At 60.4% G+C, this 18,785-nt stretch carries 19 protein-coding genes; 13 read left to right on the plus strand and 6 right to left on the minus strand.

Annotated elements, in window-relative coordinates; all coding sequences use genetic code 11:
• Positions 1-17: 17 nt before the first annotated feature.
• Positions 18-1,142 carry a citrate synthase gene (locus VSP_RS25735; RefSeq protein ID WP_009964321.1) on the minus strand — a complete coding sequence of 375 codons (1,125 nt, stop codon included), beginning with the start codon at positions 1,140-1,142 and terminating at the stop codon, positions 18-20.
• A 261-nt stretch (positions 1,143-1,403) separates the two neighbouring features.
• On the opposite strand from VSP_RS25735, the gene VSP_RS25740 reads away from it, so the two are divergent.
• On the plus strand, positions 1,404-2,657 hold the full coding sequence (locus tag VSP_RS25740; protein WP_075087367.1) for a hypothetical protein: 1,254 nt from the start codon (positions 1,404-1,406) through the stop codon (positions 2,655-2,657).
• 56 nt (positions 2,658-2,713) lie between these two features.
• Positions 2,714-3,478, plus strand: coding sequence for a DUF2238 domain-containing protein (locus VSP_RS25745; protein ID WP_009964324.1), 765 nt, complete (start codon positions 2,714-2,716; stop codon positions 3,476-3,478).
• Positions 3,479-3,544: 66 nt separating this feature from the next.
• Here VSP_RS25745 and sucD read toward each other — a convergent pair whose 3' ends face one another.
• Genes sucD through sucC form a run of 3 tightly spaced genes read right to left on the minus strand, consistent with a single transcriptional unit; the run spans position 3,545 to position 6,092 of the window.
• On the minus strand, positions 3,545-4,453 hold the full coding sequence (gene sucD / locus VSP_RS25750) for a succinate--CoA ligase subunit alpha (protein ID WP_009964325.1): 909 nt from the start codon (positions 4,451-4,453) through the stop codon (positions 3,545-3,547).
• Between the two features lie 42 nt (positions 4,454-4,495).
• Entirely contained in the window at positions 4,496-4,873 is a 378-nt protein-coding gene (locus VSP_RS25755; protein WP_009964326.1) for a VOC family protein, read from the minus strand.
• Between the two features lie 31 nt (positions 4,874-4,904).
• Entirely contained in the window at positions 4,905-6,092 is a 1,188-nt protein-coding gene (gene sucC / locus VSP_RS25760; protein ID WP_009964327.1) for an ADP-forming succinate--CoA ligase subunit beta, read from the minus strand.
• 166 nt (positions 6,093-6,258) lie between these two features.
• Here sucC and VSP_RS25765 point away from each other — a divergent pair, with 166 nt between their 5' ends.
• The 7 genes from VSP_RS25765 to VSP_RS25795 all read left to right on the plus strand — a co-directional run bounded on the left by VSP_RS25765 (position 6,259) and on the right by VSP_RS25795 (position 13,806).
• A complete protein-coding gene (locus VSP_RS25765) occupies positions 6,259-6,705 on the plus strand; it encodes an ATP-binding protein (RefSeq protein ID WP_009964329.1) in 447 nt (148 codons plus the stop codon).
• On the plus strand, positions 6,702-7,058 hold the full coding sequence (locus VSP_RS37430) for an STAS domain-containing protein (RefSeq protein ID WP_009964330.1): 357 nt from the start codon (positions 6,702-6,704) through the stop codon (positions 7,056-7,058). Before VSP_RS25765 ends, VSP_RS37430 begins: the two co-directional genes overlap by 4 nt.
• Before the next feature lie 19 nt (positions 7,059-7,077).
• Complete coding sequence (locus VSP_RS25775; RefSeq protein ID WP_009964331.1) at positions 7,078-9,021, plus strand: SpoIIE family protein phosphatase; 1,944 nt, start codon at positions 7,078-7,080, stop codon at positions 9,019-9,021.
• A gap of 87 nt (positions 9,022-9,108) precedes the next feature.
• On the plus strand, positions 9,109-9,816 hold the full coding sequence (locus VSP_RS25780) for a pseudouridine synthase (RefSeq protein ID WP_009964332.1): 708 nt from the start codon (positions 9,109-9,111) through the stop codon (positions 9,814-9,816).
• 252 nt (positions 9,817-10,068) lie between these two features.
• The gene (locus VSP_RS25785; protein WP_009964334.1) at positions 10,069-10,590 is read left to right on the plus strand and encodes a hypothetical protein; all 522 of its coding nucleotides are present in this window, start codon (positions 10,069-10,071) and stop codon (positions 10,588-10,590) included.
• Between the two features lie 89 nt (positions 10,591-10,679).
• Positions 10,680-12,425 (plus strand): amidohydrolase, encoded by a 1,746-nt coding sequence (locus tag VSP_RS25790; RefSeq protein ID WP_009964336.1) that lies wholly within the window; start codon positions 10,680-10,682, stop codon positions 12,423-12,425.
• 40 nt (positions 12,426-12,465) lie between these two features.
• Positions 12,466-13,806: a dipeptidase gene (locus VSP_RS25795; RefSeq protein ID WP_009964337.1), complete on the plus strand. Its 1,341-nt coding sequence runs from the start codon at positions 12,466-12,468 to the stop codon at positions 13,804-13,806.
• 16 nt (positions 13,807-13,822) lie between these two features.
• Here VSP_RS25795 and VSP_RS25800 read toward each other — a convergent pair whose 3' ends face one another.
• The gene (locus VSP_RS25800; RefSeq protein ID WP_009964338.1) at positions 13,823-14,521 is read right to left on the minus strand and encodes a protein-L-isoaspartate(D-aspartate) O-methyltransferase; all 699 of its coding nucleotides are present in this window, start codon (positions 14,519-14,521) and stop codon (positions 13,823-13,825) included.
• 159 nt (positions 14,522-14,680) lie between these two features.
• Between VSP_RS25800 and VSP_RS37435 the strand changes: the two genes are divergently transcribed.
• From VSP_RS37435 to VSP_RS25820, 4 genes are all read left to right on the plus strand, one after another.
• Positions 14,681-15,343, plus strand: a complete 663-nt coding sequence (locus VSP_RS37435; protein WP_009964339.1) for a TetR/AcrR family transcriptional regulator — start codon at positions 14,681-14,683, stop codon at positions 15,341-15,343.
• The gene (locus VSP_RS25810; RefSeq protein WP_009964340.1) at positions 15,340-16,287 is read left to right on the plus strand and encodes an HlyD family secretion protein; all 948 of its coding nucleotides are present in this window, start codon (positions 15,340-15,342) and stop codon (positions 16,285-16,287) included. Before VSP_RS37435 ends, VSP_RS25810 begins: the two co-directional genes overlap by 4 nt.
• 23 nt (positions 16,288-16,310) lie before the next feature.
• Positions 16,311-17,231: an ABC transporter ATP-binding protein gene (locus VSP_RS25815; protein WP_009964342.1), complete on the plus strand. Its 921-nt coding sequence runs from the start codon at positions 16,311-16,313 to the stop codon at positions 17,229-17,231.
• Between the two features lie 105 nt (positions 17,232-17,336).
• A complete protein-coding gene (locus VSP_RS25820; RefSeq protein ID WP_009964343.1) occupies positions 17,337-18,473 on the plus strand; it encodes an ABC transporter permease in 1,137 nt (378 codons plus the stop codon).
• 76 nt (positions 18,474-18,549) lie between these two features.
• On the opposite strand, the gene VSP_RS41410 is transcribed toward VSP_RS25820, so the two are convergent.
• Complete coding sequence (locus VSP_RS41410; protein WP_009964344.1) at positions 18,550-18,735, minus strand: CsbD family protein; 186 nt, start codon at positions 18,733-18,735, stop codon at positions 18,550-18,552.
• Positions 18,736-18,785 lie beyond the last annotated feature (50 nt).

Raw genomic sequence — 18,785 nt, forward strand, 5'->3', positions numbered from 1 at the left:
TCTACATCCACCTCGTCCTAGCGCTCGTCAATGGGAAGCACTTTCTGGCCGTAGGCCTTGCCCACGTACTCACTCAACGGGCGGAACAGGCGGTTTTCGGACCACTGCTCCAACACATGCGCGGTCCAGCCACTCATGCGGGAGATGGCAAAAATGGGGGTGAAAAGATCGGTCGGGATGCCGAGGCTGTAGTAAACCGTGGCGCTGTAGAAATCCACGTTGGCATTGAGTCCCTTTTGATCGCGCATGATGGTGGCGATGCGCTCTGACATCTGGATCCATTTTGGCTCACCCAATTGGTTGCTGAGCTTGATCGCCATTTCCTTGAGATGAGGTGCGCGGGGATCCAGGACCTTGTACACGCGATGGCCAATCCCCATGATCTTTTTCTTCTGAGCCAGAGCGTCCTCGACCCAGGAGTCCACTTTGTCCACGCCGCCGATTTCCTCAAGCATGTGGATCACACCCTCGTTGGCACCACCGTGAAGCGGGCCTTTGAGAGCCCCGATCGCAGCGCTGATGGCCGAGAACATATCCGAAAGGGTGGAGGCAACCACTCGGGCAGTGAACGTGCTGGCATTGAAGCCATGCTCCGCATGCAGCACATAGGCCACGTCGAGAGTCTGTTCAGCCTCCTTGCTAGGCACCTCACCCGTGATGAGATAAAGGAAATGCGCAGCTTCACCAAGATCCTTGCAAACAGGAGGAAGGGAGAGGCCCTGGCGGGCACGATGAAAATAGGCTGCCACGATCCCGATCTGGGAGACGAGCTTGATGGCGGTGGCCAACTCTGCCCCCATGTTCAGATCATGGCGCTGGGTGTCATAACAGCCCAGCATGGACACGGCCGTGCGCATGATGTCGATGGGCTTGGCGGACTTCGGCGCATGAACCAGGAAGTCGATTACCCCTTGGGGCAGCTCACGCTCGGCCCGCAGGGCGGTGGTCAGCGCGTCCAGCTCCGCCCGGTTGGGCAGGCGCTGGTGCCAGAGGAGGTACACCACCTCTTCATATGAGACCTTGCCAGCCAGCTCATTGATGTCGTACCCGCAATAAAAGAGGATGCCTTCCGCACCCTTCACTTCGCCGAGCCGCGTTTCCGCAGCAACCACACCTTCGAGACCTTTTGATACGACAGCCATGACAGAGAGTTGGTGAACGTTGAAAAGTATGCCCGTGATGCCTCCGCCAGGAGATCCTGTTCCAAGCGCGGTCACGGACAGGATTGTGTTAGCTGCGGGCCGGATTTCACTCAAGCGAAAACCGCGCCATCCGAGCCCCGATTTGCGCTTCTCTCATCAACTATGCCTTTGGCAAACCTGAGGCATACGGAGAGGTTTGCAGACATTCTTCTTACAATTTCAGATTTCCCCTGATTCTTCGGAAAAGACTACCCTGGGCTCATGAGAACTTCATTTTTGCCCTTGGTGGCTGTCCTCGCGACAACTGCCGTCGTCTTGTCGGCCGAAAACTACCACGTCCACGAGTGGGGGACGATGACCCAAGTGGCGGGATCTGACGGAGCGCCGCTGAAGTGGCACCAACCTTCGTCCGACCTTTCAGGCCTGCCCGGCTTTGTCGGACTCAATCTCTTTCAAGCCAAAAATCTGGGCAGCGCTCTGGTACGCATGGAGACGCCGGTGTTGTACTTCTATCCCCAAAGTCCCCTAAAAGGCACCGCGAGCGTGACGATGGAGAACGGCCGGATCACTGAGTGGTACCCTTTTCCCGCATCGCCCCCCACCAGCCTGACGGCTAAGGTGGGCGAACCCGTCAACCTTTCGGCCCCTGTGGAGTGGCGATTTGAGCTCCTGCCTCCGGATGACAAAACAGCTCTTGGCCAGATCCCTCCAGCGCCTCGCGGCCGGGGCGATCACTATGCCCACGCGAGAGAGGTGCCAGACGCCTGGATTGTCCGGTCAACCCATCCCACTGGCTCGACACAGGCAGATAAGTTCATTTTCTACCGGGGCGCTGCAGACCTGAACATCCCTCTGCTCGTCACCGCCCCCTCGGATACGGAACTGAGGCTGATCAACACCTACTCTGAGCCCATCACGAGGGCGTTCCTGCTGCGGGTGGAAAACAACCGTGCCTCCTGGCGCAAGCTGGAAACGCTTCCCGTGGCACCAAAGGACTCTCCCACGCTGGCGATCGAACCACCCGCAACCTCTGTGAACGAGGCAGCCACTTCATTGGCAGAAGCCGTGAAGCAGGAGCTCACCTCCGCAGGACTGACTCCTGCCGAAGCTGCCGCGATGGTCGCCACCTGGAAGGAAGCCTGGTTCAAGGAGCCTGGCACACGTGTCCTGGCTCTGCTGCCTGAAAGCTGGGTAAATGCGGTACTCCCCCTGAAACTGTCCCCAACACCCACGAAGGTGAAACGGGTCTTTGTCGCCAGAATGGAAGTGTTCCCCCCTTCCCAGGAAAAGGCGGTGGCCGCCTTGCTGGACCAGGCCGTGACAGAACGTGCCACTCCAGCCCTCGCAGCAGCCTTTCAAAAGCTCCAGATGGGGCGGTTTGGCTCTGCCGGACTCGAAAGGGCTGCGGCCATGAAACGATTGGCGCTACAGACAGCCTTCTACGAGCTGCAAGCCAGTGCCCAGAAGCTCCAGGCCTCTGCCGACGATACCCCTCCGTCTGCCTCCTCCAGATAATCACTGCTGAATTGCCCGCTTGACGCCGGGACACCTGGCCTGCCATGCTTCTAGCCATGGCAGGCAAAGCGGCTGCATCACCGCCAACCGACAACAGGGGCGCAACACTCGCCGCCAACCAGAAACACCGCCGCCATGTCCTGCGGTTGGCCGGGATCTTTTTGTTGGCGATCCTGCTTTCTGGGTGGGGCCCGCACTACCGTCACGACTGGCTGCTGGAGAATGCCCTGGTCATGGCTGCCATTCCAGTGCTCTACGCCATCTACCGGAAGCTCCCCTTCTCGCGCATGTCCTGGACTCTGGTCTGCATTTTTCTCTGTCTGCACGAACTGGGTGCCCACTACACCTACGCAAGGGTGCCCTACGATGCCTTCTTCCAGAACGCCTTCGGCATTTCCCTAAACGAAGCCCTGGGATGGGAGCGGAACAACTTCGACCGCGTGATCCACTTTATGTACGGCTTCCTCCTGGCCTACCCGATCCGTGAGATCTTCCTCTCACTCGCCAATGCCAGGGGATTCTGGGGTTATTTCCTTCCCCTGGATCTCACGCTTTCCACGTCCGCCTTGTTTGAACTCATTGAGTGGGCTGCGGCGGAGGTGTTTGGTGGCGACCTCGGAGCGGCTTATCTGGGCACCCAAGGGGATCCTTGGGATGCCCACAAAGACATGGCGCTGGCGGCTCTGGGCGCCCTGATCGCCATGGCCGCCACCGCCATCATCAACTTGCGGTATCATCGCGACTTTGCCCGTGAGTGGGCAGAGAGTCTTAGGGTGAAGAGGAAAGGCGTTAGACGTTATGGGTTAAGGGTTAGGAGTTGAACTTCGGCACCGGAGCGCCAGCCCACTCTTAACCCACAACACCTAACGCTTAACATCTAACCCATTCTACAACTTGCCCATGACCCGAAGGAGGGTCACGGCCATGTCAGCCGGGGAATCCGAGACGGCGATGCCACACTCTGCGAGGATCTTCTTCTTGGCCTCTGCGGTGTCTTCTTCACCGCCCACGATGGCACCGGCGTGGCCCATGCGACGCCCGGGAGGGGCGGTGGCTCCGGCAATGAAGCCGGCGATGGGCTTTTTGCAGTTTTCCTTGGCCCAGCGGGCAGCCTCAGCTTCGGCGCTTCCGCCGATTTCACCGATCATGATGATGCCTTCGGTTTCCGGGTCTTCGTTGAACATTTTCAGCACGTCGAGGTGGGAGGTCCCGTTCACCGGATCACCACCGATGCCAACGCAAGTGCTTTGGCCATAGCCGCGAGTGGTCAACTGCCAGACAGCCTCATAGGTGAGGGTGCCGGAACGCGAGACCACGCCGATATTGCCGCGCTTATGGATGTATCCCGGAGCGATGCCGATACGGCAACCGCCGTAAGACTTGTCGCCGGTACCAGGAGTGACGAGGCCTGGGCAATTCGGTCCGATCAAGCGGGTTTTGCTGCCCTGCATGGCGGACTTCACCTTGATCATGTCATTGACCGGGATGCCTTCGGTGATGCAAACAACGAGATCAAGTCCGGCGTCCACACCTTCCAAAATGGCATCGGCAGCGAAAGGCGGCGGCACAAAGATGACGCTCACGGTCGCCCCGGTCTGCTTCACCGCTTCATCAACAGTGTCATAAACAGGTACTTTGTGGGTGCCGTGATCGAACGTCTGGCCACCCTTGCCGGGAGTGACACCCGCCACAAGCTGCGTGCCGTAATCGAGCGACGCTTTCGCGTGGCGTGAACCAAAGTCGCCAGTGATACCCTGGACGAGAATGCGGGTGGAGGGATCAACGAGAATAGACATGGGGAAAGGGATAAGGGAAAAGGGTCAAGGCAAAAGGCTGGATTAAGAATGTCCCGGTTTTCGTTTATGGATGCAGATGGAGTTGCCGTCGGGATCGCTGATGAGCGCCATGTGGCACACGGGAGATTCGAAGGGCTCGCTATAGAAGGTGACGTTTTTGGACTTCAGCCATTCCAGAGCTTTATCAAAGTCCTCAACCTCGAGGGCCACGCCACCGCCATCCTTGCTGGGTTTCCAGTCGAGACTCATGTCTGTGATCGCCAGGACATGAGGTCCAACTTCATACTCAACCCACCCGTGGCCATCGTGTTCAAAGACGGAGGCCGGGGCAAGGTTGAGCGCCGTTTCGTAGAATTCACGGGCTCGAACCAAGTCGGTCACTGCGTAACCGGTGAAGGCAAATTCGGTGACTTTGAGCATGGCGGCGGTGGGAAGGGGAAGAGGTTAAGAGTTATGCCGCTGCAACAGCCGCGACAATTTTCTGCGCCGCGTCCGTCAGGTCATCTGCACCAGTGATGGCGAGACCGCTGTTGGCGAGCGTTTCCTTGCCTGCTGCCACGTTGTTTCCTTCAAGCCGGACCACGAGCGGCAGGCTGAGGCCGGTTTCCTGGGCGGCGGCGATGATGCCGGTGGCAATGACGTTACAGTCCATGATGCCACCAAAGATGTTCACCAGGATGCCCTTCACATTGGGATCGCCCAGGATGATCTTGAACGCTGCGGCCACCTGGTCTTTGGAAGCACCACCACCCACGTCCAGGAAGTTGGCAGGCTCGCCGCCGTGGAATTTGATGATGTCCATGGTGGACATGGCCAGACCGGCACCATTCACGAGACAGGCGATATTGCCATCCAGACCGATGTAGCTGAGGCCGAACTCACTGGCCGCCACTTCACGAGGATCTTCCTCGCTGGTGTCACGAAGCGTCACGATGTCCTTCTGGCGGTAAAGGGCGTTGTCGTCGAAGTTGAACTTGGCGTCCAGAGCCACGACCTGGTTGTCGGTGGTGATGGCCAAGGGGTTCACCTCCACCAGGGAGCAGTCGCTCTGAATGTAGAGCTTGTAGAGGGCGGTGAACAGCTTCACGGCCTGGGTCATGAGCGCACCGCGCAGACCGAGTGCGGCGGCGATCTTGCGGCACTGGTAGGCCTGAAGCCCGAGCGTGGGGTGCACGAACTCCTTGATGATCTTCTCTGGAGTCTTCTCCGCGACTTCCTCAATGTTCATCCCGCCTTCGGTGCTGGCGATGATGGCATGACGGCTGGAGCTGCGGTCGAAAAGGATCGCAAAATAGTGTTCCTTGGCGATGTCCACCGACTTGGCGATGAGCACCTTGCTCACCAGCTTGCCTTCTGGGCCGGTCTGGTGGGTCACGAGCGTCTGTCCGAGCATTTTCCCGGCGATCTCCTGGGCCTCTTCAGCGGTGTTGATGACGTGCACCCCGCCTTTGAAGCCATTGGTGAAGGTCCCCTTGCCACGGCCGCCAGCATGCACCTGGGCTTTCACGACCAGTCCGGTTCCTCCGATTTCGCGGGCGGCCGCTCCGGCCTCCTCCGCAGTGGCTGCCACTTTCCCCTTCGGGGTGGCGACTCCAAACTTCTCAAAGAGTTCCTTGGCCTGGTATTCGTGAATATTCATGGAAAAATGCCGTTGAATCTGCGGTGAACTGCACCTTGTACGGGAGACCGCGACTATGGAAACTGGCGCTCAAGCGTCAAGCAGGGAACCCAAGGATCTTATGAAGTCCTGTCCGCCCCGAGGAATGCCTGCTTGCACAAACCCTTAAGCAAGCAATAATTCTGCCATGCGGCCCGGTAGCCTCAGCACCAAGCTCAATGTCCACCTCCGCGAGACGGAACTGGTGGGCAAGATTGTGCGGGAGTTCGGCCAATGGCACGATGTGCCAGAGCAGACGGTGTTTCTGGTCAAGCTCTCACTTGATGAATTGGTGACCAATATCGTGGTCCACTCCGCCGGACAAATCCCCTGCGTCCGGGAGATTGTGCTACGCCTGACCACCAACCAGCACGAGCTTTGGGCGGAGGTTGAAGACGACGGTTGCGCCTTTAACCCTCTGGACCTCCCCATCCCGGATGTTGCCGCACCCCTGCAGGAGCGATCCCCCGGCGGCCTCGGCATTCACCTCGTCCGCAGCCTGATGGACCGGGTCAACTACAAACGCGTAGGCCAGCGCAATCTGCTCGTCCTGTCCAAGAAAGTGACTCAGCCCTCCGCCGTCGAACTGCCATGACCCTCGAATCCGAAATTTTGCCCGACCTGACGCTGGCCAAGCTGAGTGGCCAGGTGGACACACTGACTGCTGCAGAGCTGGAGATGAAGCTCGGGGACCTGGCCGAAGTCACAAAACGCGCCCTCCTCGTGGACTGCTCGGATCTCACCTACATCAACAGCGCTGGCCTGAGGGTCTTCCTGATTGTGGCCAAGAAGATGGAAACGGCTGGGGGCCTTTGCGCCTTCTGTAGCCTGACCCCGAACGTGCGGCTCGTGTTCGAGACCATCGGATTCGACCGCATCCTCAAGCTGTACGAAAACAGGGCGGTGGCACTTGAGCAAATAGCCCCACCCCAGGCGCAGGCCGCCTAACACCCCCTCTTTTCTCCAGGTGTTGTTCAGGCGGCTGCTTCAGGGATCTCTTCAATCGCGGTTCACGCGGCTGATCGTCATTCCCTCGGCCGCCTTTTTGCTGCTCGTGCTGGGTCTGGTGACGGCCCGTATCTTCCGGAGCGCTGTGGAACAGGCCCAGGGCGCGGCCCTGAATCTCGCCCGCATTCATGCCACGAAACTGGACCGCGCTCTGGCCGAGGCCGCCCGCGTGCCCGAGATGCACGCCCGCCTGCTGGAGAGCGGCTTGATCGAGGATCAGCAGACTCTCCACCGCTACCTGACGGATGTGGTCACCCGGACCGGAGGCATCTATGGAAGCTGCCTTGCCTTTCAACCCAACACCTTCGCCCCAGCCGAGCGCAACTACTGCCCCTACGCCTACCGCTCCGGAGGGAAGACAGAGTTCTCCCTGCTCACGCCACCCGCCTACGACCACTTTCTCTGGGACTGGTACCAACAGCCCAAGCGACTGGGTCACGCCATGTGGATCGAGCCCTTCTTCGATGAAGGGGGTGGCAATGTCCTCATGATCACCCGGGCGGTGCCGTTCTACCACACCAAGCCGGACGGCTCGAAGGGCGATTTGAAAGGCGTCGCCACGATCGACATCTCCCTCGACCAGATCACTGCCGGACTGAGTTCCGTCAAAGTGGGGGAAACGGGCTACGCGATGCTCCTGAGCACGGAGGGCCGCATCATCGCCTGCCCGGATGCCTCCAAGGTGATGAAGGTGCGACTGGAGGACCTCAATGCGGTGCTGGCCCATTCCATGATGCCCGGCAGCGAGGGCTTCATCAACACGTTCAATCCGCTCGACCAGAAGGAGGCGTGGGTGGCCTTTGCCCCAGTACAAACGGCCAACTTCATGCTGGCTCTGGTGTACCCGGCTGATGAGGTCTTTCGCAATGCCTATCGCCTGCTGGGCGAGATGCTCATCATTGTCTTTGTGGCGGTGTCGGGACTGTTCGTCAGCCTCTGGCTGGTGGCGCGATCGGTGAGCCGCCCGGTAAACAAACTGGCCGCCGCGGCACGGAGGATCGCTGGAGGTGATTTGGATCACCGGTTCAACGAGGCGGTGAACATTCACGAAGTGCATGATCTCGCCTCGGCCTTCACCAAGATGACGCGGGATCTAAAGATGCGCATGGAGGAGCTGCGCCACACCTCCGCCCTGCGTGAGCGAATGGAGGGGGAGCTCAATGCCGCCCGCCGCATCCAGATGAGCATGCTGCCCAAGCAGTGGTCGGACCGCGCCGACTGGCCCGAGCATGCCTCGATCGCCCTGCACGCCATCATCCAGCCGGCCCGCGAAGTGGGAGGCGACTTCTACGACTATCGTTTCCTGGATCCCGAAAGGCTCTCGATCCTCATCGGTGACGTCTCCGGCAAAGGGGTGCCAGCCGCCTTGTTCATGGCCATGACCCAGACCCTCTTCCAAGCGCATGCCAGCCCGGAGCGCACCGTTTCTGGCATCATGACCAGGGTCAATGACGCCCTCTGCGACGAGTCCCACACGGGGATGTTTGTGACCCTGCTTTACGCCGTGCTCAACGTGCGCACTGGAACTCTGGAGATCTGCAATGCCGGCCACCCCCCACCCTACCGCCTCAGCGCCGCCGGAGAACTCGACACCATGAAGAGCGACCGCAACCCCGCCCTGGGTCTGGTGCGCAACTTCGACTTCAGCACCGGCAGCTTCCAGCTCACCCCTGGAGACCGGCTGTTCTTCTATACCGATGGCGTGACCGAGGCCTTCAACACCGCCAAGGAGCTCTACACCCATCAACGGCTCGAAAACCTGCTCGCAGCCCACGCAAATCTCTCCGTGGACCAGCTCACCCAGACCGTCATCGCCGACGTGCAACTGCACAGCCTGAACCATGAGGCATCGGATGACTTGACCGTGCTGGCCGTCGGGTATGTGGGAAGAAAGCAAGGTTAGGAGTCAAGGGTTAGACGTTCAGAGCCTGCGCCTCCATCCCGGCTTCCCCTCTCATAGCGCATAACTCATAACTACCAACCTGCGTCCATGTTCCTCTCCCGACTGATTGCCAGGCACAAGGGCATGGGAAGGACGGCGGCGATGCAGGCCATCGCGGGCAAAAGGGTGAAGGTGGAGGATCAGGTGGTGACGGACGGGCAACATGAAGTGGATCGCTTTTCCACCGTCTGGCTCGATGACACCCTGGTCCAAGAGGGCGAGTCCGCGCTGTACATCATGCTGCACAAACCGGTCGGTTACCTCAGCGCCACCAGAGATCCTCAACACCCCACGGTCATCGACCTGATCGACCATCCCGCACGAGAGACCCTGCACATCGCTGGCCGACTGGACCGCAGCTCTTCAGGCCTGCTCCTGCTGACCAATGACGGACGCTGGTCGAGACGTCTTACTGAGCCTGGGGAAAAAGTGGACAAGGTCTATCTGGTCGAAACCGCCGAGCCCATTGCACCCGAGGCCGTGGAGCTGTTTGCCAAAGGGTTCTATTTTCACACCGAAGACCTGACCACCCTGCCCGCGGAGCTGGGAATCCTGGGAGAGCGTCTTGCGAGAGTCACCCTGCATGAAGGACGCTATCACCAGATCAAGCGCATGTTCCACCGGGTGGGGAATCGCGTCATTTCCTTGCACCGAGAAAGCATTGGATCACTCGTGCTGCCGGTGGAGCTTTTCCCCGGGCAATGGCGGGAGATAAGGCGTGACGTCCTTCGTTCCCAACCGACCCAAAAGGGATAGTGTCTCCTCGATCACTGCTTCCCACTCAGCCATGTCACTCGTGGCTGCGTTCGTAAAAGCGCGGTCAGGCCACTCACAGCCCAGTGCTTTCTTCCCACCCACGAGACCGCGCCAGCCACCGCACTCTGACGAGGCCAGCCAAATGCTCATCCCTCGCCCTCGCTCACAGCCCCGAGCACAGCTCCCAACCTGTCGATAGAGCCACCTATTTCTCCTGGGATTTCGCACGCTCTGTGCTAAGAATTCAGCCATATGATGCTCATTCTCGGCCTCGGAGCTTTGGCATTCATCGCCCTGGCGATGGCCAAGGGGGTAACCCGTTGGTTTGTGGACCGACAGATCGATCCTCTCTTTGCGCCGCTGCCGGAGGATGATACCAAGAAGGATGCCGATGCCCCCAAGGCGGCCCCTCATCAATGGACCATTCAAGAGCAGGTGGACAACAAGGTGGACCTGCAGACCCCTGAGTTCGAAATCCGCGTCTGGCTGGGGGCTAAGCACGGCATCGTGGGAGACGATGCCGCGGCTTGCATTGAAAAAGCCCGGAAGCGACAATCCGGTGCCGTTCGCGGCAAGTCGGCACTCGCCATGCTGGCCTGCCTGTCCGTCATGGTTGCCACGGCGATCCCCGTCGCGAGTGATTTCAAGAATCGAGAGATCGTGATGGCCAAGGACGCGCTGCTCCTCATGGGCCTGAGCTGTAGCACCATCCTCTTCGGCCGTTACCTCATCCGCACGATCACTGGCAAAAGCGACGAGCCCGTGCAGTCCTGAGAGGCAAGGCCGCGCTATGCGCCTCCCCACGCAGGGAAGGATCCTCCACGAGATGCACGAACGGCCCTTGTCCGTGCGTTTGTTCGTTCATGCGTCCGCTTCTCCTTCTGCGCACGGCATTTGCCGTCACGCTGTTGTCAGCCGCCTTCAGCCCATGCTGGGGCCAGACTGCCGCTCCCGCGTTGATCCTCCATCATGGCAGGGTCCTCACGGTGGATCCAGCCTTCAGCATCCGGGAAGCCTTGGCCGTGGATGCGACTGGCCGCATCATTGCCTGCGGCGGTAATCAAGAAGTGCTGGCCCTCAAAGAGACCAGCACGCAATTGATTGACCTGGCCGGGAAAACCCTCATGCCCGGCCTCATGGACTCCCACGTTCACCCCGGCGCTGCTCTCACGGAGTACGACCATGAGATACCCGTCATGGAGACCATCCAGGATGTGCTCAACTACATCGCCGCGCGGGCCAAAGCCACGCCCGAAGGTTCGTGGATCCACATCCGGCAGGTCTTCATCACCCGGCTGAAGGAACAGCGCTACCCCACCCGCCAGGAACTGGACGCAGCGGCACCCAAACATGCGGTCAACTTCTCCACGGGACCGGACTGCCTGCTGAACAGCCTGGCACTCCAACGGAGTGGCATCACCCGAGATTTCAAGATCACCGACGGAGGCCCTGGAAAAGTGGAGATCGATCCCGTCGCGGGTGAACCCACCGGCTTGCTGCGTGAGATGGGTCGCTTCGTAAAAATGAAGCAGCAGGTGAAGTCGCCCACTCCCGCTGAGGTCTATGAGCGCACGCGGGCGCTTTTTCAGGACTACAACTCGGTTGGGCTGACCGCGATTGGAGACCGCGGAGCGGGCCGGGCATCGCTCGACCGGTACGAGGAAATGAAGAAACGGGGTGAGTTGAGCCTGCGGGTGATGTGCTCACACACCTTCAACACCGTGGGCATGTGGCGCACCATCGAGCAGGGCATCGACGAGATTATCGCCCACCCGTTGTGCAAAGGCGATGACCGACTCCGCATCATCGGCACCAAGGTCTGGCTGGACGGCGGCATGCTCACCGGCAGCGCCTACATGAGCCGACCCTGGGGCATCAGCCAGGTGTACGGCATCTCTGATCCCGCCTACCGGGGCACGCTAAACATCAAGCCGGAGAGTCTGCAAAAGATGGTTGACAAGGTTACCGCCGCAGGGCTGCAATTCACCGCCCACAGCGTGGGCGATGGCGCGGTGCATACGCTGCTGGATGCGTATGAAAAGGTCAACACCGCCCACCCGGTGCGGGACACGCGGGCCTGCATCACCCACAGCAATTTCATGAGTGAGGAAGCTGTCCGCCGTGCTGCAGGCTTGGGGGTGATGATGGACATCCAGCCCATCTGGTTGCACCTGGATTCCCGCACGCTGTTGGGGCAGTTCGGCCAGGCACGCACCCGCTGGTTTCAACCGCTCAAGAGCATCTTCGCCGCTGGCGGTGTGGTGGGAGGTGGCAGTGACCACATGCAGAAGATCGGCTCCTTCCGCTCCGTGAATCCCTACAATCCCTGGCTGGGCATGTGGATCGCCATCACCCGGACGGCCCGCTTTCTCGACGAACCCATGCACGCCGAGGAGTGCCTGACCCGCGAACAGGCCATCCAGATGTACACGATCAACAATGCGAAGTTGTTGTTCCTTGAAACCCAGACGGGCTCTTTGCAGACGGGCAAACAAGCGGACATGATTCTCCTGGATCGCGATCCCCTGACCTGCCCGATCAATGAACTGGCTCAGACCAAGGTGCTCAAGACCTGGCTGGCGGGTCAACTGGTCTATCAGGCCCGCTAGTTTCAAAAATCCCCCCCTCACTTTGCCCGCCTCTGCACCCATGTCACTCTCCCGCCGTCAGTTGCTTCGTCGCACCGTTCACACCGCCTCGGCCCTTGTTGCTGCCCCATTGTTCAACATCCATGTCCGGGCCCAGGAAGCCGGAGGCATCTGGCGAACCGGGAACGACGTGATCGACCGCGCCCGGGAAACTGCGTTGAGCCTGCTCAAGCCCACCCCGGCCCAGTTGGAGCGGGCATGGGAACTGCATTACCAATCACTGGTCCTGGACAGCTACGGGTTTGCCCCGCGTGCCGCCATTGATGGAGAGAAATTTCAAGCCGTTGTGGAGGCCGGGGCAAGCCCAGCAGAACTGGTGGACCTGCGCGAGGAGATGTCCATGACCCGAAGCGCCACCGATCCTGCGGAACGAAAGGAGTTTCTGGAAGCCTTCCGAGCCGCAGGGGTCACCTGCATCTTTCAGAATGCGGGTGAGGAGGGCAACGATCCCCTTCGCTTGATCAAGCGGCTGGCCCGATTCACCCAGAAGACGGACCTCATGAAACCCGAGGTGACCAAGGCGGTGACTGCAGAGGATGTGGAAAGCACCCGAAAGGCAGGCGGAATCTGCCTGCTGTTCACCACCAATGGTGTACCTCTGCGCGGTGCCTGGGAAAGCACCCGTGATGAACTCCGTCTTGTGCGCATCTTCCAGCAGCTAGGGGTGCGCATGATGCACGTCACCTACAACCGCCGCAATCCGCTGGGAGACGGCGCGGGCGAACCCGACAATGGTGGCCTCAGCGACTTCGGGCATCAGGCGGTGGCGGAGCTTAACCGCGCCGGTGTCATTGTGGATGTGGCCCACTCCGGCTGGCGGACCAGCCTGGAGGCCGCCAAAGCCTCCACCAAGCCGATGGTGGCCAGTCACACCTCGTGCGCCAGCCTCTACAGACACATCCGTGGCAGGCCGGATGAAGTCATCCAGGCTATCGCCGACACGGACGGCCTCGTGGGCGTCTGCTGCATCTCACGCTTCTTGGGCGGCAAAGGGGACATCGTTGCGATGATGGATCACCTCGATCACCTGCTGAAAAAGTTTGGCCCTACCCATGTGGCCATCGGAACAGATGTGGGGTACCTCTCACGTTTTGACAAAGCGGAGCGTCTCAAAGTGAAACGTCGCGCGGACGGCAGCTCCCCACTCAGCGCCCCCGGCCCCTCCTGGGAGCACCTCTGGCCCAGGGATGACTTTCAAACCACCCTGGAGGCGGAGCAGAGCCTCGCCTGGACCAACTGGCCCCTCTTCACCCTCGGCCTGGTGATGCGTGGGCACAAGGATGAGGACATTCGCGCGGTTCTAGGGGGGAACATGCTGCGGGTGCTGCGGGCGCAGGCGTAGCAGAGCCCTGAAACAACTACTCCTCCGCCTTCCCCGTCATGGGCACAAACCGCACGTCCATCACCTGCTCCCGCTTCAGCTTGCCGTCTATTTTGCGAATCAGCACCAGGGACTGGGCGCCTTGCCCTCCCACGGGGATGATGAGGCGGCCGCCTTCCTTCAGTTGGTCGGTCAGCGGCTGGGGCACATGATCCGGCGCACAGGTGACAATGATGGTGTCGAAGGGGGCCTGCTCCGGCCAGCCGGCATAGCCGTCACCGACGCTCACCTGCACATTGTTATACCCTAGACGCTTGAGATCCTTCTCCGCCCGCCGGCCGAGGGGTTCCACGATCTCGATCGTAAACACCTCTTTTACAAGCCGGGCCAGGACCGCGGCCTGATAGCCGGAGCCGGTGCCGATTTCCAGCACCCGATGGGTGGGCTTGGGATCCAGCGCCTCCGTCATGAAGGCCACGATGAATGGCTGTGAGATCGTCTGGTCATGGCCAATGGGCAGCGGGCGGTCATCGTAGGCGTCAGATCGGAACTGTACAGGCACGAACTCATGCCGGGGCACCTCCAGCATGGCTTTCAACACCCCTTTATGCCGGATGCCACGGTCCGGGGCCTGAAGTTGAGTTTCCACCATGCGTCGCCTCTCTGCCGCAAAACGCCCTTCCCCGTCCGCCGCCTGACTGGCGGTGGGCAGCACGGGATCACAACCTGCGTTCATGGCCAGGAGACATGCGCAGCCTAGTGGTAGCAGTCGCATAGAGGAGTGGGTGCGACTTCGGCGCTGGATTGTTCAAAAATCCGCCCCCTAAACAGCGTCAGCAAAAATAATCCACTTTTTTTAGTCGCGCGTATAATTATACGACTGTATAGTTCCCTCATGCCCCGCCCTTCCTCCCATGTCGATGAGAAGCTCCTGGCTGCCGCCCGGGAGTTGCTCCCCTCAACGGGCTGTCATAAACTCAGCCTCCGCCAGGTGGCCAGCCACGCCGGAGTCAACCTGGGGATGTTCCACTATCACTTTGGGAACAAGGAAGCGTTTCTGGAGACGCTGATCAGCCGCACCTACGATGAGATCCTGGCGAGGCTGGAGCACACCTCCCAGCCCGAGGCCTCACCCTTGGAGAACCTGCGAACGGCACTCAATGCCCTCGGCCGCTGGGCCCGAGACCATCGAGAGCTCCTCATGCGGCTCGCGGCGGACGCCATGGCGGGCGAGCAGGTGGTGGTCAACGGTTTCGTCAAGAACCAGCCCCGCATCATCGGTACCATGGTGCCCCGTATGATGGCTGCGCAGGCTGCGGGGCAGCTTCCGCCGATTGCGGTGCCCCAGCTGATTGGCTTCATCGCCGGCAGCATCACCATGCCTTTCGTTGTGGGCACGGTGATGTCCAAGTTTGACCTCGTACCCGCCCCGCTTCTCGAGGGGCTGGAGAGCGCTGTCTTCAGTGATGAGGCCATTTCCCAACGCATCGACATGGCGCTCGCGGGGCTGCAATCGGCCCTGCCTCAAGCTCCCGTCTCCAACCCGAAACCGACATGAAAACTCTGCTTCCCATGCTTCTGGCCACGTCGCTGGCCCTCCCTGCATGCACCAGGAGCGATCCCAATCTGCTCAACGGCTACGTGGAAGCCGACTACGTCAGGGTGGCAGCCCCGGTGGCGGGCCGCCTGGTGAAACGCGACGTCATGCGGGGCGATGAAATCACTGCCGGAGCGCCGCTGTTCTCCCTGAATACAGATGATGAACTGGCTGCACGCGACGAGGCGGCGGCAAAAGTGGCCACCGCCGAGGCCCGCCTGGCCGATCTCCTTAAAGGTGACCGCACCGAGGAACTGGTGGCCAAGGATGCGAGCCTTCGCCAGGCGCAGGCTGCGCTGGATCTCTCTACGGCCGAATTGAAACGCGTGGAGCCGCTGGTGCGGTCCAAAGCGCTCGCCGCCGCAGACCTGGATCAGGCCCGCTCCAATGAGCACCGGGATCGGGCCAGGGTGGCTGAGCTCTCCGCACAGATTGTGGTGGCCAAACTCGGGGGTCGTCCCGATGCCATCGGAGCCGCACAATCCGAAGTGAAGGCAGCGAGAGACCAGCTCGCCGGGGCAGAGTGGAGGTTAAAGGAAAAGTCGCAGACCGCTCCGGCTGCCGCCCGGGTGGAAGACACCCTCTATGAAGCCGGGGAATGGATTCCCGCAGGCACACCCGTGGTAACCCTGCTGCCACCGGCGAACGTGAAAATCCGCTTCTATGTGCCGGAGACTCAGCTGGCCCGCCTCACCAAGGGGGCCAGCGTGGCGATCCACATGGACGGTTCCGCCCCCGTGCAGGCGACGATCAGCTTCATCTCCAACCAGGCGGAATACACCCCTCCAGTGATCTACAGCCGGGAGACGCGGGAGAAGCTCGTCTTTCTGTGCGAAGCCCGTCCGCAGGCTGCGGATGCCCCGAGACTGCACCCCGGTCAGCCGGTGGAAGTGCATCTCCCTTAGGAAACAACCCAAACATCGCGACCATGAGTGCCGTCATCGATGTCCGACACCTCACCAAGGCCTTCGACGGGCGGAAGGTGGTGGATGATTTCTCCATACGGGTGGAGGGAGGCCGCATCCACGGCTTCCTGGGCCCCAATGGCAGTGGCAAGACGACGACGATCCGCATGCTGTGCGGGCTGCTGACTCCGGATGCAGGAGAAGGCACCTGCCTGGATTACGACATCCGCACCCAGACTGCCGAGATTAAAAAACACGTCGGCTACATGACCCAGAAGTTCAGTCTCTACGAGGATCTGAGCATCTCGGAGAACCTCGACTTCATCGCCCGCATCTATGCCGTTCCCCGGAGAAAAGAGGTGGTGGCAAAGACTTTGGAGCGTCTCGGCCTGGCGACCCGCAGCCGGCAGCTCGCCGGGTCCCTCTCCGGCGGTTGGAAGCAGCGCCTGGCGCTCGCCGCATGTTTGCTCCACGAACCCAAGCTGCTTTTGCTGGACGAGCCCACCGCAGGCGTGGACCCCAAGGCCCGACGGGACTTCTGGGAGAACATCCACCAACTCGCTGCGGAGGGCATGACAGTGCTGGTCAGCACCCACTACATGGATGAGGCCGAGCAGTGCCATGAGCTGGTGTACATGGCCTATGGCAGGAAGGTGGTGGAAGGCACCGCTAGAGAGGTCGTGGACCGCTCCGGACTGGACATCTGGGAGGTGTCCGGCCCGGACCTTCCCAAGCTCTCCCGTGAACTCAGGCAGCTGTCCGAAGTGGAAATGGTGGTGCCCTTTGGCCTCACCCTCCACGTGAGCGGGCGCAACCATAGTGCCCTGGAGCAAGCTCTAACCCCCTTCCGCCAGCGTCCGGGCCTGGCCTGTCGCCGCATCAAGCCCGGTTTGGAGGATGTGTTCATCAGCCTGATGGACAAGAGCGTGGATAATTTTGGTTAGGGGTTAGATGTTGTGAGTTAGACGTTAGATGCCCCAGGCAACCCCAAATCAGACTCCACCCACACCTCATAACTCTTAACCTCTAAACCATAACTCTTCACCTCCATGAGTCACCGCTTCTCCCTCACCAGGGTTCGGGCCATCCTAGTCAAGGAGTTCATCCAGGTCCGCCGGGACCGGCTCACGTTTGCGATGATGATCGGCGTGCCGCTCTTGCAACTGCTGCTCTTTGGGTACGCGATCAACTCCGACCCCAAACAACTGCCCACAGCAGTGGTCTGCGCCGATCCCGGGCCCTTTGCGCGGAGCATGGTGAGTGCACTGGAGAACTCCGCGTACTTTGAAGTGACCCACAAGCCCGCCAGCGAGGACGAGGGTGACCGGCTGCTGGCGCTTGGCGAGGTGCAGTTCCTTCTGGTGATCCCCGCTGGCTTTGACCGCAGCTTGCAACGCGGTGAGCGCCCCAACGTCCTGCTCGCTGCAGACGCCACGGACCCTTCGGCGACCGGGAACGCCCTTAGCGTGATCAGCACCCTGGGCCGCCAGTCCATCAACCGGGAGTTGACCGGACCACTGGCGTCACTAAAGACCAGTGAGGACCCTTTTGAGGTACGCGTGCAGCGGCGCTACAATCCCGAGGGGCTGACGAGTTACAACATCGTACCCGGCCTCATGGGCGTGATTCTCACCATGACCATGATCATGATGACCGCGCTCTCCGTCACCCGCGAGCGGGAAAAGGGCACCATGGAAAATCTGCTGGCCACTCCCGCTCGCCCGCTGGAGGTCATGGTGGGAAAGATCATCCCTTATGTGGTCATTGGCTACGTGCAGGTGGGCGTCATCCTGATCGCCGCCAAGGTGCTTTTTCAGGTACCCATGCTGGGATCACTTGCCCTGCTGGCAGGTGCGGCAGGTCTCTTCATCGTCGCCTGCCTGGCCGTCGGGTTCACGTTCTCCACCCTGGCGAAAAGTCAGTTGCAGGCCATGCAGATGACCATGTTCTTTTTTCTGCCGAACATGCTTCTCTCAGGATTCATGTTCCCTTTCCGCGGCATGCCGGAGTGGGCACAGAACGTCGGCAGCATCTTCCCGCTCACCCACTTTCTCCGCATCGTCCGCGGCATCCTGCTCAAGGACAACACCCTGTATGAAGTCCTGCCCCACGTCTGGCCCATCCTTGCCTTTGTGCTGGTCGTCTCCTCCCTGGCGCTCAAGCGCTACAAGATGACGCTGGATTGATCAGGGCACAAAAGAAAGCGCCCAGCTGCAACCGAAGTCACAGCCGGGCGAGAATCTCACATGACAGATGCAGAAATCAAAGTTCCGCGATGAACTGGCGGACATCTTCCTTGCTTCTGCCAAGTCGTTTTTGAAGTCGGCCAAGAAGTTCGTCTTCTTTGCCTTCTTCAAACTTGAGGTCGTCGTCAGTCAGCTGACCATATTTCTGTTTCAGCTTGCCTTTGACCTCGTTCCAAGTGCCTTTCATTTGTAGCGTTGTCATGCCTCTGATTCGCGACATGGTGACGGCGTGGATGTCTCATGATTTTCAGG

This window comes from Verrucomicrobium spinosum DSM 4136 = JCM 18804, assembly GCF_000172155.1.
Lineage (GTDB): Bacteria > Verrucomicrobiota > Verrucomicrobiia > Verrucomicrobiales > Verrucomicrobiaceae > Verrucomicrobium > Verrucomicrobium spinosum.

Coding starts and splice junctions, on each gene's coding strand:
- VSP_RS25795 (WP_009964337.1), top strand. CDS start 12,466: ATGTCACTCTCCCGCCGTCAGTTGCTTCGTCGCACCGTTCACACCGCC.
- VSP_RS41410 (WP_009964344.1), bottom strand. CDS start 18,735: ATGACAACGCTACAAATGAAAGGCACTTGGAACGAGGTCAAAGGCAAG.
- VSP_RS25765 (WP_009964329.1), top strand. CDS start 6,259: ATGCGGCCCGGTAGCCTCAGCACCAAGCTCAATGTCCACCTCCGCGAG.
- VSP_RS25815 (WP_009964342.1), top strand. CDS start 16,311: ATGAGTGCCGTCATCGATGTCCGACACCTCACCAAGGCCTTCGACGGG.
- sucC (WP_009964327.1), bottom strand. CDS start 6,092: ATGAATATTCACGAATACCAGGCCAAGGAACTCTTTGAGAAGTTTGGA.
- VSP_RS25755 (WP_009964326.1), bottom strand. CDS start 4,873: ATGCTCAAAGTCACCGAATTTGCCTTCACCGGTTACGCAGTGACCGAC.
- VSP_RS37435 (WP_009964339.1), top strand. CDS start 14,681: ATGCCCCGCCCTTCCTCCCATGTCGATGAGAAGCTCCTGGCTGCCGCC.
- VSP_RS25735 (WP_009964321.1), bottom strand. CDS start 1,142: ATGGCTGTCGTATCAAAAGGTCTCGAAGGTGTGGTTGCTGCGGAAACG.
- VSP_RS25810 (WP_009964340.1), top strand. CDS start 15,340: ATGAAAACTCTGCTTCCCATGCTTCTGGCCACGTCGCTGGCCCTCCCT.
- VSP_RS25790 (WP_009964336.1), top strand. CDS start 10,680: ATGCGTCCGCTTCTCCTTCTGCGCACGGCATTTGCCGTCACGCTGTTG.
- VSP_RS25800 (WP_009964338.1), bottom strand. CDS start 14,521: ATGAACGCAGGTTGTGATCCCGTGCTGCCCACCGCCAGTCAGGCGGCG.
- VSP_RS25820 (WP_009964343.1), top strand. CDS start 17,337: ATGAGTCACCGCTTCTCCCTCACCAGGGTTCGGGCCATCCTAGTCAAG.
- VSP_RS25745 (WP_009964324.1), top strand. CDS start 2,714: ATGGCAGGCAAAGCGGCTGCATCACCGCCAACCGACAACAGGGGCGCA.
- VSP_RS25785 (WP_009964334.1), top strand. CDS start 10,069: ATGATGCTCATTCTCGGCCTCGGAGCTTTGGCATTCATCGCCCTGGCG.
- VSP_RS25780 (WP_009964332.1), top strand. CDS start 9,109: ATGTTCCTCTCCCGACTGATTGCCAGGCACAAGGGCATGGGAAGGACG.
- VSP_RS37430 (WP_009964330.1), top strand. CDS start 6,702: ATGACCCTCGAATCCGAAATTTTGCCCGACCTGACGCTGGCCAAGCTG.
- sucD (WP_009964325.1), bottom strand. CDS start 4,453: ATGTCTATTCTCGTTGATCCCTCCACCCGCATTCTCGTCCAGGGTATC.
- VSP_RS25740 (WP_075087367.1), top strand. CDS start 1,404: ATGAGAACTTCATTTTTGCCCTTGGTGGCTGTCCTCGCGACAACTGCC.